Origin of the sequence: Stenotrophomonas sp. 2YAF22 (assembly GCF_052114665.1) — a bacterium.
GTDB lineage: Bacteria > Pseudomonadota > Gammaproteobacteria > Xanthomonadales > Xanthomonadaceae > Stenotrophomonas > Stenotrophomonas indicatrix.
Window position 1 is genome coordinate 1 of sequence record NZ_JBFRFE010000023.1, and the last position, 15,013, is coordinate 15,013.

The 15,013-nt window shown below is 66.7% G+C and carries 15 protein-coding genes; 2 read left to right on the top strand and 13 right to left on the bottom strand.

Annotated elements, in window-relative coordinates:
- Nucleotides 1-136: 136 nt before the first annotated feature.
- The 8 genes from AB4Y84_RS01990 to AB4Y84_RS02025 form a co-directional block, all read right to left on the bottom strand.
- Nucleotides 137-2,557 (bottom strand): TonB-dependent receptor domain-containing protein, encoded by a 2,421-nt coding sequence (locus tag AB4Y84_RS01990; RefSeq protein WP_442243873.1) that lies wholly within the window; start codon nt 2,555-2,557, stop codon nt 137-139.
- 148 nt (nt 2,558-2,705) lie between these two features.
- A complete protein-coding gene (locus AB4Y84_RS01995) occupies nt 2,706-3,101 on the bottom strand; it encodes a hypothetical protein (protein ID WP_080149535.1) in 396 nt (131 codons plus the stop codon).
- 172 nt (nt 3,102-3,273) lie between these two features.
- Nucleotides 3,274-3,951, bottom strand: coding sequence for a Fe2+-dependent dioxygenase (locus AB4Y84_RS02000; RefSeq protein WP_032975840.1), 678 nt, complete (start codon nt 3,949-3,951; stop codon nt 3,274-3,276).
- Nucleotides 3,952-3,961: 10 nt separating this feature from the next.
- Nucleotides 3,962-4,681: a tetratricopeptide repeat protein gene (locus AB4Y84_RS02005; protein WP_442243872.1), complete on the bottom strand. Its 720-nt coding sequence runs from the start codon at nt 4,679-4,681 to the stop codon at nt 3,962-3,964.
- Nucleotides 4,682-4,751: 70 nt separating this feature from the next.
- Nucleotides 4,752-7,034 carry a TonB-dependent receptor gene (locus tag AB4Y84_RS02010; protein WP_442249714.1) on the bottom strand — a complete coding sequence of 761 codons (2,283 nt, stop codon included), beginning with the start codon at nt 7,032-7,034 and terminating at the stop codon, nt 4,752-4,754.
- A 153-nt stretch (nt 7,035-7,187) separates the two neighbouring features.
- Nucleotides 7,188-7,592, bottom strand: coding sequence for a hypothetical protein (locus AB4Y84_RS02015; RefSeq protein WP_032975844.1), 405 nt, complete (start codon nt 7,590-7,592; stop codon nt 7,188-7,190).
- A gap of 165 nt (nt 7,593-7,757) precedes the next feature.
- A complete protein-coding gene (locus AB4Y84_RS02020; RefSeq protein ID WP_032975846.1) occupies nt 7,758-8,090 on the bottom strand; it encodes a non-heme iron oxygenase ferredoxin subunit in 333 nt (110 codons plus the stop codon).
- The gene (locus tag AB4Y84_RS02025) at nt 8,087-8,626 is read right to left on the bottom strand and encodes a GNAT family N-acetyltransferase (protein ID WP_032975848.1); all 540 of its coding nucleotides are present in this window, start codon (nt 8,624-8,626) and stop codon (nt 8,087-8,089) included. The genes AB4Y84_RS02020 and AB4Y84_RS02025 overlap by 4 nt, the downstream gene beginning before the upstream one ends.
- 167 nt (nt 8,627-8,793) lie before the next feature.
- Here AB4Y84_RS02025 and AB4Y84_RS02030 point away from each other — a divergent pair, with 167 nt between their 5' ends.
- Together AB4Y84_RS02030 and AB4Y84_RS02035 are read left to right on the top strand one after the other, a co-directional pair.
- Nucleotides 8,794-9,105 (top strand): hypothetical protein, encoded by a 312-nt coding sequence (locus AB4Y84_RS02030; protein WP_152543295.1) that lies wholly within the window; start codon nt 8,794-8,796, stop codon nt 9,103-9,105.
- A 166-nt stretch (nt 9,106-9,271) separates the two neighbouring features.
- A complete protein-coding gene (locus tag AB4Y84_RS02035; RefSeq protein WP_442243870.1) occupies nt 9,272-9,652 on the top strand; it encodes a hypothetical protein in 381 nt (126 codons plus the stop codon).
- A gap of 79 nt (nt 9,653-9,731) precedes the next feature.
- Here the strand turns inward: AB4Y84_RS02035 and AB4Y84_RS02040 are convergent, their stop codons facing one another.
- The 5 genes from AB4Y84_RS02040 to AB4Y84_RS02060 form a co-directional block, all read right to left on the bottom strand.
- Complete coding sequence (locus AB4Y84_RS02040) at nt 9,732-10,988, bottom strand: cysteine desulfurase (protein WP_442249715.1); 1,257 nt, start codon at nt 10,986-10,988, stop codon at nt 9,732-9,734.
- Complete coding sequence (gene sufD / locus AB4Y84_RS02045; RefSeq protein WP_442243869.1) at nt 10,985-12,247, bottom strand: Fe-S cluster assembly protein SufD; 1,263 nt, start codon at nt 12,245-12,247, stop codon at nt 10,985-10,987. The genes AB4Y84_RS02040 and sufD overlap by 4 nt, the downstream gene beginning before the upstream one ends.
- A complete protein-coding gene (gene sufC / locus AB4Y84_RS02050; protein WP_025873980.1) occupies nt 12,247-13,011 on the bottom strand; it encodes a Fe-S cluster assembly ATPase SufC in 765 nt (254 codons plus the stop codon). The genes sufD and sufC overlap by 1 nt, the downstream gene beginning before the upstream one ends.
- A gap of 73 nt (nt 13,012-13,084) precedes the next feature.
- Entirely contained in the window at nt 13,085-14,560 is a 1,476-nt protein-coding gene (gene sufB, locus AB4Y84_RS02055; protein WP_033830551.1) for a Fe-S cluster assembly protein SufB, read from the bottom strand.
- 17 nt (nt 14,561-14,577) lie between these two features.
- Nucleotides 14,578-15,013: SUF system Fe-S cluster assembly regulator (locus AB4Y84_RS02060; RefSeq protein WP_442249716.1), on the bottom strand; the 436-nt coding region annotated here is incomplete at its 5' end.

Genomic DNA, 15,013 nt, shown 5'->3' on the forward strand with positions numbered 1-15,013 from the left:
CCCATGACACCTGAAAACATCGCGCGGTTGCCGGCCAGCGGCCGGCACTACCACTACCACTACCGCTGACCGGTAGATCCACGCCATGCGTGGATGGAGCGGTGCCGACCAAGGTCGGCACCCACCAGAGCGACGATCAGAACTTCGCGTTGAGCGAGATCCAGTAGCTGCGTCGCTGGTCCTTGGTGGCGTAGTCGTCCACGCAGTTGTATTCGCTGGGGCTGGTCAGCAGGCACGACTGCGAGACGAAGTTCTTGCCGAACAGGTTGTTGACTCGCGCGTTGACCGTCAGCCACTGCGTGGCCTTCCAGCTGCCACCGAGGTGGAAGATGGTGTAGTCCTCGTAGTAACGGGTGTGACTGGCACCGGCGGCATCGAGGATCGTGTCGCGGTAGCGGTCGTAGCGGCCTTCGCCGATCAACGACAGGCTGATGGCGTCGTTGAGCTGCCAGTTGAGGCTGGCGTTGGCCATGTGCTTGGCCGGCATGGTGCCGGTGATCGGCAGGCCCTTGCCGGAACCGGCGGTCTGCTCGCTCTTGGTCCAGGTGTAGTTGCCGCGCAGCTGCAGGGTGTCCAGCAGGTCGACGTGGCCGGCCAGTTCTGCGCCACGTGTCTCGGCCTTGTCGATGTTCACGCTCTGGGTGAAGGTGCTGTAGCCCAGCGAGGCCCAGCCCGGGCCGATATCCACGCAGTAGCCGCTGCCTGCAGGTGCCACCTCGCAGTTGGGGAACGTGCCGCCGCTGGCGATCTTGTCTTCGAACTTGTTGATGAAGCCGGTGACGTTGAAGCCCCAGCGCTGGCCCTCGTAGTACGCAGCCAGCTCGTAGTTGGTGCTGGTTTCCGGCTTCAGGTTGGGCGAACCCACCAGCGGCAGCACGCCTTGGCCACCGAAGCCGGTGATGCCGGGGAACAGCTGGTCCGGACGCGGGGTCTTGTAGCCGGTGCTGACGCCGCCCTTGAAGGTCCACGCATCGGTGGCATTCCAGACCAGGTAGCCGCGCGGGCTGAGATGGCTGCCGAAGATGTTGTGGTCGTCATAGCGCAGGCCGAAGGTGGCGGTCAGGGTGTCGGTCAGCGACCAGTTGTCCTCGGCGAACAGCGCCCACATGCGGTGCTTCTGCCTGGTGTTGCTGCGGTAGCCGGCGCCATCCATGCCGAACACGCCGTCCACCATGTCGGTGTCGTTGTACTGGCCGCCCACGGTCAGCTTGTGCGCGCCGAAGTCCAGGTCGAGCAGGGTGTCCAGCACGTAGCCTTCCAGCTCCATGGTGCGCAGCGGTCGCGGCAGGAAGGCCTGAAGACGCGCCTGTTCGCTGGCGTTGAGTGCGCCCAGCGCGTTGTTGCGGCCGGCGGCACAGTTGTTGGCGGCACCGGTGCGGCGGCAGACGTCGTTCCACAGGGTCTGCAGGCCGGCGCGCTCGTCCAGCGTCAGCGGCAGCGAGCGGCCGAGGTTGTTGCTCTTGCTGTGGGTCAGCGAGGTCTGCCAGGTGCCGAAGCTGTAGCGACCCTGATGGGTCAGCGACAGCTGGTCACGCTCATAGCGCTGGTAGGCGGTGTAGCCCACGCGCGGCTGCACCACGCGGCGGGTGACGGTGCCGTTGCCATTCGGGTTCGGAATCACCGCGTTGCCCACGCGCCACAGGCTGGCCAGGCTGTCCAGCGTGCCGGTCTGGCCCTCGCTGTTGTCGTACTTCTGGCGTGAGACGTCGTAGTCCAGCCACAGCTCGTGATCGTCGTTGACGTGGAAGTTCAGGCGCACGCCGGTGTTCCAGTTGGTGTTGGCCACCGACTTGCCGCCGCCACCGAAGCCGATGCTGCGTTCCCACAGCGTGCCGTCGGGCAGGGTCAGTGCGTCCCATTCGGGATTGGATGCCTTGGCGTCGTAGTAGCTGCCGCGCACGGCCAGACCCAGGCGATCCTTGACCAGCGGGCCGCTCAGGTACACGTCGGTGCTGCGCGCATCGCCGAACTGATCGTCCTGCTGCACGGTGAAGCCCTGGGTGACTGCGCCGTGCCAGCTGTCCTGGTTGCGGCGGGTGATGATGTTGATGACGCCACCCATCGCATCCGAGCCGTACAGCGTGGACATCGGGCCACGCACCACTTCGATGCGCTCGATCGCATCCAGCGGCGGCAGGTAGGCGAACTGGCCACCGCCGAAGTTGTTCGGATACAGCTGGCCGGCGTTGCTCTGGCGGCGACCGTCGATCAGCACCAGGGTGTACTCCGACGGCAGGCCGCGCATGGAGATGGTGGCGCGGCCGTTCTTGTCGGTGGCTTCCAGGCCGACGTCGATGCCTTCGACGTCGCGCAAGGCGTCGACCAGGCTGGTGTAAGGGCGCTTGCTCAGCTCTTCGCGGCTGACCACGCTGATGCTGGCCGGTGCATCGACCACCTTCTGCTCGAAACCGGAGGCGGTCACCACCACCTTGTCCAGCGTCTGCGGCGCGCCGCTGGCGGCACCATTGGCGTAAGCGGGCGCCGCGACCGCAGCCAGCACAGCGCTGGTCAACAGATGTCGGGACAGGGACGAACGGACACGATGGCGCTGGGCCATGGCAGATACCTCGAAGGATGTAGGGCAGCGCGATGCAGGGCGCGGAACGCGCACGGCAGGGCAGGGATGGCCCGGTCAGGGGCGGCAGGGGCGAAACAGGCAGCGGCGAGCCGTCGCAACCGCGCAGGCGGTCACGGCGTGCCGTGGATCAGGCGAGCGGCGGCGCCTGGCCGCGTTGCTGGCGGCGCCCGGGCGCATCGGCCCAGGGCATGTCCGGTACGGCCAGCGGCCAGTGCGGACGCGCGCCGGAGGGAACCGACGCAGAGGGAACCAGATCAAGTTCGGTGCGCAGCCAGTGGCTGGCCAGCAACAGCGGCGGGATCGGCTTGTCCGTGGACTTGGCCGGTGCCGAGGCGCAGCGCCGCAGTTTGGCCGGCGCTTCTTCCTGCAAAGGGCCTTCGCCGCCGCGCTCTTCCAGCGGCTGCTGCAGCGCCTGGGGCGCGGCAGCGTGGGCGACCGGCAGCAGCGGCAGGGTGCCCAGCAACAGCGTCAGCATCGCCACCCACGCCAGCAGGCTGGCCAGCGCAGGCCGACGGCCGCGCATGGCGGTGCCGAGCTGTACAAGCCGAAGCGGGCGAGGGCGGAACGGGCGACGCAAGCGGAGATCCCTGGCTGGCCGGAACATCCGGCGTCAACGGGGCGTGATTGTAATGAGACCTGTTAGCCGTTGCAAATGAGAATGATTGCCAAATTATCGCAGGGAAGGCCTGATCGGCTCAGACCTCGCTCCAGCGTCGCAGCAGGTTGTGGTACACGCCGGTCAGCTGCAGCACCGCATCGGCATCACCATTGGTCTGCCGCAGGCGCTCGATGGAGGTATCCATCTCCCACAGCAGACGACGCTGCACATCGTCGCGGATCATGCTCTGCACCCAGAAGAACGATGCCACGCGCGCACCGCGGGTGACCGGATTGACCTTGTGCAGGCTGCTGGAGGGATACACGATCAGATCGCCGGCCGGCAGTTTCACTTCGTGCTCGCCGTAGGTATCACTGATGATCAGCTCGCCGCCGTCGTACTCGTCCGGGTCGGACAGGAACAGCGTGCAGGAGATGTCCGAGCGCAGCTGCTCGCCGTTGGCCAGGTTCATCACCGCGCCATCGACGTGGAAGCCGTAGGTGCCGCCGCCGCTGTAGCGGTTGAAGCGCGGTGGCAGGTACTTCAAGGGCAGCGCGGCGCTGAAGAACAGCGGATGCCGTGCCAGGGCCACCAGAATGGTTTCGCCCAGTTCGCGGCGCAGCGGCGAAGCTTCAGGCAGCTGCTGGTTGTGCTTGGCCTGCGCGCCGAGGTGGCCGACGGTCTCGCGGCCATCGGTCCAGTCGGCTGCGTCGAGCCTGCGGCGGATGTCAGCCACCTGTCCGGCGCTGAGGATGTCGGGGATGTGCAGCAGCATGCGGAAGTCCTCAGCAAGCAGACGGTGCGATCAGCGCGCGCACCTGCGGGTAGGGTGAGGCGGCCAGCTCGGGCACGATATGTGCCATGAACGCGGGACTGCCGTGCTGCAGCGCCAACTGCAGCCAGTGCACGGCCTGTTCGATCTCACCGGCCTGCAGAAGGATGGAGGCGTAGTTGGCCTGGCCGCGGAAATCGCCGGCCTCGGCCGCGCGCCGATACCAGCCCAGTGCAGCCTGCGGATCGCGACCGGTGTCCAATCCATCTTCCAGATGCCGGGCCAGCAGGTTCATCGATTTGGCGTGGCCCAGATGGGCCGCGCGGGTGTACAGCGCCAGTGCCTGTGCACGGTCCTGTGGTACGCCGCGGCCGGTGGCCAGCAGGTTGGCCAGGTTGTACAGGCCCCAGTCCAGACCGTTGTCGGCCGCGCGCCGGTACCAGACCGCGGCAAGCGAAGGATTGGCGGCGGTGCCCTGACCCAGCTCATGGCAGCGTCCGAGCATGTTCATCGCCATCGGCGCGCCGTTGTTGGCCGCGGTCTCGTACCAGAGCAGTGCTGCAGCGGCGTCTTCCGGCGTGCCTTTGCCTTCCATGTGCATCTGCGCGAGCAGCAGCTGCGCCTCGACCTGCCCGGCCTGTGCCGCATCGCGCACGCGCGCAAAGGCGGCCTGCGGGTCGTGCAGCAGCAGGTCTGCCAGGACGTCGGAATCAAACGGGGTGTTGGAAGCCATGCGCGGAGTATCGCCGGAAACAAAAACGGCGGCAGGAGATCCTGCCGCCGTGCGGGTGCTGCGGGTTACATCAGAACTTCACGTTCAGTGCCAGGGTGGCCGAACGACCCGGAGCGATGCTCGCGTAGTGCGACGCATAGGCCTTGGTGAAGTAGGTCTTGTCGGTCAGGTTCTGCACGTTCAACTGCAGGCTGATGTTGTCCTGGATCGCGTAGCTGGCCATCGCATCGAAGCGGGTGTAGCTGGGGATCCACTTGGTGTTGGCCACATCACCGTACTGCTTGTCGGAGTAGTTGGCACCGGCGCCGACGGTCAGGCCGAACGGGAAGCGATAGGTGGTCCACAGCGTGGCGCTGTGCTTGGCGGTGTTCGGGAACACGTTGCCGTTGTAGGGCGAGGGCACGTAGACGTTGGACGGGCAGGTACGGCCGGACACGGCGCAGACGAAGCCGTTGTCCTTCAGTTCCGAATCCAGGTAGGTGTAGCCGCCGTACAGGCTCCAGGCGTCGGTCAGCTGGCCGGTGAAGCCCAGTTCCACGCCGTTGATCTCCTTCTTGCCGGCGTTCTGGCTGGTGCCGTTGTCGACGGTCACGCGCGCGTTGTCCATCACGGTGTGGAAGATCGCCGCGGTCAGGTTCAGGCGGTTGTCGAACAGGTCCCACTTGGTACCCAGTTCGAGGTTCTTGGTGTCCTGCGGCTTGAGGTCGGCCACGGCCGCGCTGAGGCCATCGGAACCATCGCCACCGTCCATGCCCGGCGGGGTGGAGGAGGTGCCGTAGGACAGGTAGATGCTGCCGTTGGCGGTCGGCTTGAAGACAATGCCGGCCTGGTAGTTCAGGAAGTCATTGTCATTGCGCACGCGGGTCGGCGCCTTGCCGGCCACCGGGGTGGTCAGGGTGGTGGAGAAGTCGTCATAGCGCAGGCCGACGTTGATCATCCACTGCGCGTTCAGTTCGATGGTGTCGAACAGGTAAGCGGACTTGGTCTTGGTGCGCTGCTCGACGTCCAGCGCCTTGTCGCTGCGGTACACCGCATGGGTGGACGCCCACGGATCGTTCGGGTTCGGGTTGTCGAAGCTGGTGCAGTTGTAGCCGGTGGCCGCGCCGATGGTCGGGCACTTGCTGCTGTTGGTCAGCGGATTGTTGGTGCCCGGGGTCATCAGGTAGCTGCCACGGGTCATCTTCTCGTCGCTGTATTCCGCGCCGGCGCTGTAGCTGTGCTTCAGTGCACCGGTTTGGAAGCTGCCGGTCAGGCTCAGCTGGTCGGCGAAGCTCTTGACGTCGACGGCGCGGCTGTTGGTACGGCGCCACAAGGTGCCGTAGTTGTTCGGGTTGCCCTGGCTGTCGTCCGGCTGGGTCCACAGGTAATCGTTGCTGGTGTTGCCCAGGCGCGCGATGTTGCGCAGCTTGTGGCTGCCGAAGTCGTAGCTGCCGTCCAGCGTGCTGATGTCGGCGCGGGTGCGCTGGAAATCGCGGTCCACCAGGCCGTAGTAGTTGTTGCGGTCGGGCACCATCGGGCGGCCGTCGACCCACTTCGACACCGGCGCGCCGTTCGGGTTGCCATACGGGAAGCCGCCTGCGTCGGGCAGGTCGTCGCTCTGCATGTGGTAGTGGCTGGCGATCAGCTGCGCCGGGCCGTTCAGGCCGAACGCGATCGACGGCGCGATGCCCCAGCGGCTGACGTTGGCCGCGTCACGACCGGCAATGTCCGACTCGTGCTTCATCAGGTTCAGGCGTGCGGCGATGYCATCGCCCAGCACGTAGTTGGCATCCACGGTGCCGCGTGCGTAGCTGTCGGTACCGATGCCCATGCTGGCAGTGGTCTCGTTCTTCAGCTTCGGGGTCTTGCTGACCAGGTTGAGGCTGCCACCACCGGAGTCGCGACCGCCGTAGGCCGAGCTCGGGCCCTTGACCACTTCCACCTGCTCCAGGTCGAACACTTCGCGGGTCTGCGAACCGACGTCGCGCAGGCCATCGACGAACATGTTGCTCTGCGAGTCGAAGCCGCGGATGAAGGGGCGGTCACCGGTCGGGTTGCCGCCTTCGCCGGCGCCGAAGGTGATGCCCGGGACCATGCGCAGCGCATCCTGCAGGTTGGTCGCACCGGTTTCGGCGATCAGCTTCTCCGAGACGATCGAGACCGACTTCGGGGTGTCCAGCAGCGCGGCGGTGAACTTCGGCGAGGACGGGTTGAACCAGCTGCCGCGCACCTGGACCTTGTCCAGCTCGGTGGCCTTGCTTGAGCCGGCGTCGTCGGCGGCCTGTGCGGCAAGCGGCGCGAAGCCGGCGGCGAGGGTGGCGGTGGCCAGTACGGAAACGCGAGGTGCGTACTTGCGGGTCTTGATGTGGGTCATGGGTAGGTTGGCGATGGCTTGGATCGGGAATGAGCGAGAGCTGGCCAGCACGACTCAATGGCGCGATGGCGGCGGCGAGGTTCGGGTAGTGCCAGGCCATGCCCGGCGGCAGTTCAGACGAGGCGAGGCGCACGGCAATGGCCGCAGGGCGCCTCAGATGGCGTGCGGTGCCGGAGGTGCGTGGCCGGGATTCAGGCGCAGCGAGGGGTCGTGCAGCTGCCAGCGCAGGGCATCGGAGTGCCACAGCGGGATGTGGGCCACCAGCGCAGCGCGCGGCGGCGCAGCGCCGGCACAGGGCGTGCTGCCCTCACCGTCCAGCGGAGGCTCCGGGGCCGGCGCAGCGTGGTGGGGGCATTCGTCGCTGGAAGGAGCCGGCAGCGGAGCGGCCTGGTCCATATTGTCCAGATGCGCCTGCCAGCCGGCGTGGGTGGCGTGGCCGCCGCGCCCTTCGTGCAACGCCGACCAGCCCAGCAGCAGCGTCAGCAGCGCGGCCACAAGCAGCGGCCACCCCTGACGGGCGAGCTTGCACAGCGTGGCAGTGGGCGCGGACGAAGCCATGGCGCAGGCGGAGGCGTTACGAAGATGTTACGTAGGATAACATCAACGATAATGATTCGCATGTACGGGCGTGGCAGGCCACCCGGAACGGGCCCGAAAGGCCCTGGTGGGGCCCTCAGGCTGTTCCAGTAGATCCACCCCATGGGGGGGGGGATGCCTTGAACTTCAATCGCGGTCGTCGCGGGTCCAGATGGCGTCGTGTTCGCGCTTCACCGGAAACTTCGGCACCGCGGTGTACGCCGGCGCACACAGGGCGCGGCCATCACGCACGTCGAAGCGCGCGCCATGCAGTACGCATTCAACGCTGCCCTCGGCGGTGTTGAACTCGCCCGAGGACAGCTCGAACTCCTCATGCGTGCACTGGTCTTCCAACGCGTAGAGCTCGCCGTCGAGGTTGAACACCACGATCGGTGTGCCGGTGACTTCGTCGAAGACGCTCTTCAATTCGCCCGGCAGCAGTTCGGCGCCGGCGCAGACAAAGGTCCAGGCCTCGCTCACGCGGTGGCTCCGGCCAGCGGCTTTTCCAGGATCTCGAAGCGCAGGTCGTCGCGCTTGGGGATGCCGAAACGTTCGTCGCCATACGGGAACGGCTTCTTGATGCCGGTGCGCTGGTAACCGCGGCGCTCATAGAAGGCAATCAGTTCGTCGCGGATGTCGATCACGGTCATCTGCATCACCGGCACGTTCCATTCGCGTGCGGCGTGGGCTTCGGCCGCGTCCATCAACTGCTTGCCGACACCGCCGCCCTGCTGGGCCGGGTCGACCGAGAACATGCCGAAGTAGCCCTTGCCGTCGACGTCGGCGACATGGGCGCAGGCTACGAGCTGGCCGTCGCGTTCGGCCAGCAGGATGGTCGAGCGCGGGCGGTCCAGGTCGCCCTGGATGCCTTCGGCATCGACGCGGGCGCCGTCCAGCAGGTCGGCTTCGGTGGTCCAGCCGACGCGGCTGGCGTCGCCGCGGTAGGCCGAGGTGACCAGGGTGATCAGGGCGGGGATGTCGGCCGACGTGGCGGCGCGGAAGGTCAGAGTGCTCATGGGGGCATTCTAGGTGGGGCGGGGGCGGGCGCAAAATGGGTCGAGGCGATGGGCCAGGGTCAGATCCCTTTCGCGCCGCGAAAGGGCTCTGACCCCATCCCTGAATCCCACCCCTGCGAAAACGACGGCACTATGGGAACAAGGATCCAGGGAGGATCCAGAGGGCCGTGACCATGCGATTCGACGCTGTTGTCTCCGTTCGCTTCCTGCAGAGCGCCGAAGGTGGGAGGCGCACTGACATCGTGGGACAGGTATACGCCTGCCCGTTGTTCGTGGCGGGCCGAGTATTTGACTGCCGCGTGCTGTTGCAGGAAGGACGGGCCGTCCTTGGGGAGAGCTACGAACTTCCCGTTGCGTTCCTGTTCCCGGAGGACGCGCTCGCCGTGGCCAACGTGGGAGAGGACGTCTCGTTGTGGGAGGGAAGGACGATTGCGCGCGGCCGGATTCTGCGTGTCGCCGGGAGGCGATTGCAGGAGTGAGCCGGTGATGGGGCCACATGCCTTCTGCAATCTTCCGCGCGCGAGGCAGCGTGGGGAAACGAGCGAGGCTACGGCTGAATCGCGAACGCTGTAGAGGTTGAGGTTGCGCATGGACTATGCTCCCGGGGTGCACAGATCCGCACGGAAGCGATGAGGCGTTACCCGCATGATGCGTACCAGGGATGGCAAAGCGACCACCTACCCGATGCTGCGCCTGAGCGTGCTTGCGCCAGCCGTTCTTGCGGTGTCGGCGTGCTCAGGGTTGACCGACACTGTCGTGGTCGTCAGGAACGTGGGCTCCCAGCGCATCGACGCGGTGCAGATCGACGCTGGCGGTCGAGTGACTGAGCTCGGGGCGATCGATGCAAATGCACAGGTTTCGATGACGCCGGTGGTCCAGCAGGACTCGTCCGTATCCGTGCGCTATCGGGAAGCAGGCCTCGACGTCGCGTGCCTGGGTGATGTGTACCTGACGCAGAATCTGCGGGCACGCATCGAGGTGCAGGTGGGCGATGGCACGTGCAAGGTCGTGGATGCCACCCGCTAGCTGGGTGGCCGGGGTCAGAGCCCTTTTCGCGGTGCGAATGGGATCTGACCCCGGATTGCCGCTCTGCCGGTGTGCGGGCTCACCCCAACAGCTTCCGCACCTTCGTCAACGCGGTCATGAACCGCTCGATCTCTTCATGCGTGTTGTAGAACGCCAGCGACGCACGGCAGGTAGCCGCCACGCCGTAGTACTGCAGCAGGGGATGCGCACAGTGCTGGCCGGAACGTACGGCCACACCTTCCAGATCCAGCAGGGTAGCCAGATCGTGCGCATGGGCGCCGTCGATAAGGAATGACACCACCGCCGCCTTTTCCGGCGCTTCGCCGATGATGCGCAGGCCATCGACCCGGCGCAGCTCTTCGGTGAAGTGCGCCAGCAGCTCGGCTTCGCGTGCTTCCACATGGTCCAGGCCGACGTTCTGCAGATAGTCCGCCGCCACGCCCAGGCCGATGAAGCCGGCGATGTTGGGGGTGCCGGCTTCGAACTTGTGCGGGGCGTCGTTGAACACGGTGCCGTCGAAGCTGACTTCCTTGATCATCTCGCCGCCGCCCAGGAACGGCGGCATCGCGTCCAGATGCTCGCGACGCGCCCACAGCGCACCGGTGCCGGTCGGGCCGCACATCTTGTGGYCGGTGATGGCGTAGAAGTCGCAGCCGATCGCGGTGACGTCGACCTTGCGGTGAGGGGCGGCCTGCGAGCCGTCGACCACGGTGACGATGCCGCGCTTGCGCGCTTCGCGGCAGATCTCGCGCACCGGGTTGATGGTGCCGAGCACGTTGGAGACATGGGCCACGGCCAGCAGCTTGACCTCGGCGGTCATCGCCGCGCGCAGCGCGTCCAGGTCCAGCGCGCCGTCCGGCGTGATCTCGGCCACGCGGATGGTCGCGCCGGTGCGCTGGGCGACCAGCTGCCACGGCACGATGTTGGCGTGGTGTTCCATGCGCGACACCAGGATCACGTCGCCGGCCTTCAGCCGGGGCAGGGCCCAGGAGTACGCAACGAGATTGATCGCGAAGGTGGTGCCGCTGCACAGCACCAGGTCGTTGCTGCGCACGTTGAGGAAACGGGCCAGCTTGTTGCGTGCGCCTTCGTAGGCGTCGGTGGCCTCGGTACCCAGCGCATGCACGGCACGACTGACGTTGGCGTTGTAGCGGCGGTAGAACTCGTCCACCGCGCCGATCACCTGCACCGGCTTCTGGCCGGTGTTGGCGTTGTCGAAATAGACCAGCGGCTTGCCGTGCACTTCGCGCATCAGCAGCGGGAAGTCCAGGCGCACGCGCGCCCAGTCGGGGGCGTCGGCGGGTGCTTCGATCGGTCGCGGGGTGGACAGGTTCATGCCACGCCCGCCTCGGCCAGCGCCTTGTCCAGCCGGCGTGCCAGCTGTTCGCGCAGCGCTTCGGGCAGCACCCTCAGCGGCTCGTGGCAGAACGCGGCGCTCAGCAGCGCCTGCGCCTGGGCCTGCGGCAGGCCACGCGAGCGCAGGTAGAACAGCGCGTTGGCGTCGAGCTGGCCGACGGTGGCACCGTGTGCGGCCTTCACTTCGTCGGCGTCGATCACCAGCGTCGGCTGGGTATCGATCTCGGCGTCGGCCGACAGCAGCAGGTTCTTGTTGGACAGGTTTGCGTCGGTGCCATCGGCACCGGCACGGATCTGGATGCCGCCATGGAACACCACGCGGCTGCGGTTGGCGGCCACGCCACGCCACTGCAGCTCGGCGCTGGTGTCGCGGGCGATGTGGTCGATGCCCAGCCGGGTATCGACGTGGCGGCGACCGTTGCCGAGCAGCACGCCATTGGCGGTCAGCTGGGCGTTGTCGCCTTCCAGGCGCACGTTCAGCTCATGGCGGCTGAGCGCGGCACCCAGCTCCAGGTCCACGCGGCGGTACTGCGCGTCCTTGGCCAGCACCGCGTCGGTACGCAGGAAGCTGGTCTGGCGCGCGCTGCCGGCCTGCACGCGGGCGTGCTTGAGCACCGCATCGCGGGCGACGTGGGCGTGCAGTACCGTGTTGTCCAGATGCGCCGAATCACCGACGCTGAAGCGGTGCTCGACCACGCCCAGGCTGGCGCCGGCACGCAGTTCGATCAGGTGGCGGTGGTGCCAGGCCAGATCGGTGTCGCCGGCCACGCTGGCGAATACCAGCTGCAGCGGCACCTCGACCTGCACGCCGTCGTCCACGCGCAGCACCACGCCTTCATCGGCGAGGGCGGCGTTGAGGCGGGCGAACACATCGTCGCTGCGATCGTAGCGGCGGCCGAGGAAGCGCACGGCGTCCTCGCCAGCGGCCAGTGCGGAGGACAACGTCTCCAGCTGCACGCCGGCCGGCAGGCCCTGCACGTCGCTCAGCGCGTCGTTGAGGCGGCCATTGACGAACACCAGGCGCGGTGCCGGGATGTCCTCCAGCGCGGCGGCATCCAGCAGCGCCGGGGCCAACGGTGCGGCCGCAAAGCTGCGACGCTCCAGCTGGCGCAGCGAGGTGTACTTCCAGGTTTCGCTGCGTGCGCCGGGCAGGCCGTCGCGCAGCACGCTGTCGAGCACTTCGCGGCGCGCATCGCTGCCGCAGAAGGCCTGGGCCATGGAATCGAGCAGGGCGCTCATCAGACCGCCGCCTCGGGCACGACCCGGTCCTTCAGGAAGTCATAGCCGTGCGCTTCCAGTTCCAGCGCCAGTTCCGGGCCGCCGCTCTTGACGATGCGGCCATCGGCCAGCACGTGCACGACGTCCGGCTTGATGTAGTCCAGCAGGCGCTGGTAGTGGGTGATGACCAGGAACGAGCGGTCGGCGCTGCGCAGCGCGTTGACGCCGTCGGCCACGCTCTTCAGCGCATCGATGTCCAGGCCCGAATCGGTTTCGTCCAGGATCGCCAGCTTCGGCTCGAGCACGGCCAGCTGGAAGATCTCGTTGCGCTTCTTCTCGCCACCGGAGAAGCCTTCGTTGACGCCACGGTGCAGCAGTTCGTCCTTCAGGTGCAGCACGGCCAGCTTCTGCCGCACCAGCTTGAGGAACTGCATGGAATCGAGCTCTTCCTCGCCGCGCGCCTTGCGCTGTGCATTCAGCGCGGCGCGCAGGAAGTAGGTGTTGTTCACGCCGGGGATTTCCACCGGGTACTGGAACGCCAGGAACAGGCCGGCAGCGGCGCGCGCTTCCGGGTCCTGGTCGAGCAGGTCGACGCCTTCGAACTGCACGCTGCCTTCGCTGACCTCATAGCCGTCACGGCCGGCCAGGACATTGCCCAGGGTGGACTTGCCGGCGCCGTTGGGGCCCATGATGGCGTGCACCTGGCCGGGCTTCACTTCCAGGGACAGGCCCTTGAGGATTTCCTTGTCGCCGATGCGGGCGTGGAGGTTTTCGATCTTCAGCATGGTGGGGGTTTCCGTGGTGCGGGCCGTGGCCCGCCGGTAAAGAGAATGCGTTGTGCGAGGGCAGGGCGGGCGATCAGCCCACCGAACCTTCCAGCGAGACTTCCAGCAGCTTCTTGGCTTCCACCGCGAATTCCATCGGCAGTTCGCGGAACACCTGCTTGCAGAAGCCGTCGACGATCATCGACACCGCGTCTTCCTGGCTGATGCCACGGGCGCGGCAGTAGAACAGCTGGTCGTCGGAGATCTTCGAGGTGGTCGCCTCGTGCTCGACGGTGGCACCCGGGTTCTTCACCTCGATGTAGGGGAAGGTGTGGGCGCCACACTGCTTGCCGATCAGCAGCGAATCGCACTGGGTGTAGTTGCGCGCGCCGTCGGCATTGCGGTCGATCTTCACCAGGCCGCGGTAGGTGTTCTGGCCGCGGCCGGCGCTGATGCCCTTGCTGATGATCTTGCTCTTGGTGCGCTTGCCGACGTGGATCATCTTGGTGCCGGTGTCGGCCTGCTGGCGATGATGGGTCAGCGCCACCGAGTGGAACTCACCGACCGAGTCGTCGCCCAGCAGCACGCAGGATGGATACTTCCAGGTGATCGCCGAGCCGGTCTCGACCTGGGTCCAGGTGACCTTGCTGCGTGCACCACGGCATTCGGCACGCTTGGTGACGAAGTTGTAGATGCCGCCGACGCCGTTCTCATCGCCCGGGTACCAGTTCTGCACGGTGGAGTACTTGATCTCGGCATCGTCCAGCGTCACCAGCTCGACCACCGCCGCATGCAGCTGGTTCTCATCGCGCATCGGCGCGGTGCAGCCTTCCAGGTAGGACACGTACGCCTTCTCTTCGCAGATGATCAGCGTGCGCTCGAACTGGCCGGTGTGGCCGGCGTTGATGCGGAAGTAGGTGCTCAGTTCCATCGGGCAACGCACGCCCTTGGGAATGAACACGAAGCTGCCATCGGAGAACACCGCCGAATTGAGCGCGGCGAAGTAGTTGTCGCCCACCGGCACCACGGTGCCCAGGTACTGTTTGACCAGTTCCGGGTGCTCCTTGATGGCTTCGGACATCGAGCAGAACACGATGCCCTTTTCGGCCAGCTCCTTGCGGAAGGTGGTACCGACGGACACCGAATCGAACACCGCGTCCACCGCTACGCCGGCCAGCTTGGCGCGCTCGTGCAGCGGCACGCCCAGCTTGTCGTAGGTGTCCAGCAGTTCCTTGGGCACGTCATCCAGCGAGGCGTACTTCGGGCCCTTCGGCGCGGAGTAGTAGCTGAGCGCCTGCAGGTCGATCGGGGCGATCTGCAGCTTGGCCCAGTTCGGCATCGGCATGGTCAGGAAGTGGCGGTAGGCGTCCAGGCGCCACTGCGTCATCCATTCCGGCTCTTCCTTCTTGGCCGACAGGGCGCGGATGGTGTCCTCGTCCAGGCCGGCGGGAAGGGAGTCCGACTCGATGTCCGTGATGAAGCCGGCCGAATACTTGCGGCCGAGCTGCTCATGGATCTCGCGGTTGGGGGTGTCGTCGCTGGCGACGGTTTCGATGGTTTCGGTGGCCATGGGGGGCTGCCTACGGATCAGGAGACGACGTCGACAGCGATGGTGCGGCGCTGTTCTTCGTCGACAAGGGGAAGAGGGGGCAGGATCTGCGCCAGGCTGACATCGCGCAGGGCCTCGGAGACCACGTCATTGATCAGCCGCCAGYTGCTGCGCGCGCCGCACTTGGGCGCCATGCCGCACTGGTGGTGGTCGTGGCTGCACTCGGTCAGGGCCAACGGCCCTTCCATGGCTTCGACCACTTCAAACAGCGAGATCTCGATCGATGGGCGGGTCAGCCGGTAGCCGCCGCGGACGCCGCGCAGGCCTTCGACCAGGCCGGCCTGGGCCAGTGGCTTGAGCACCTTGCTGACGGTGGGCGGCTCCAGACCGGTGAATTCGGCCAGCTCGGTGGCACTGAGCACCTCGCCCGGACGGGCGGCGAGTACGGTCAGTACGACGGTGGCGTAATCGGTG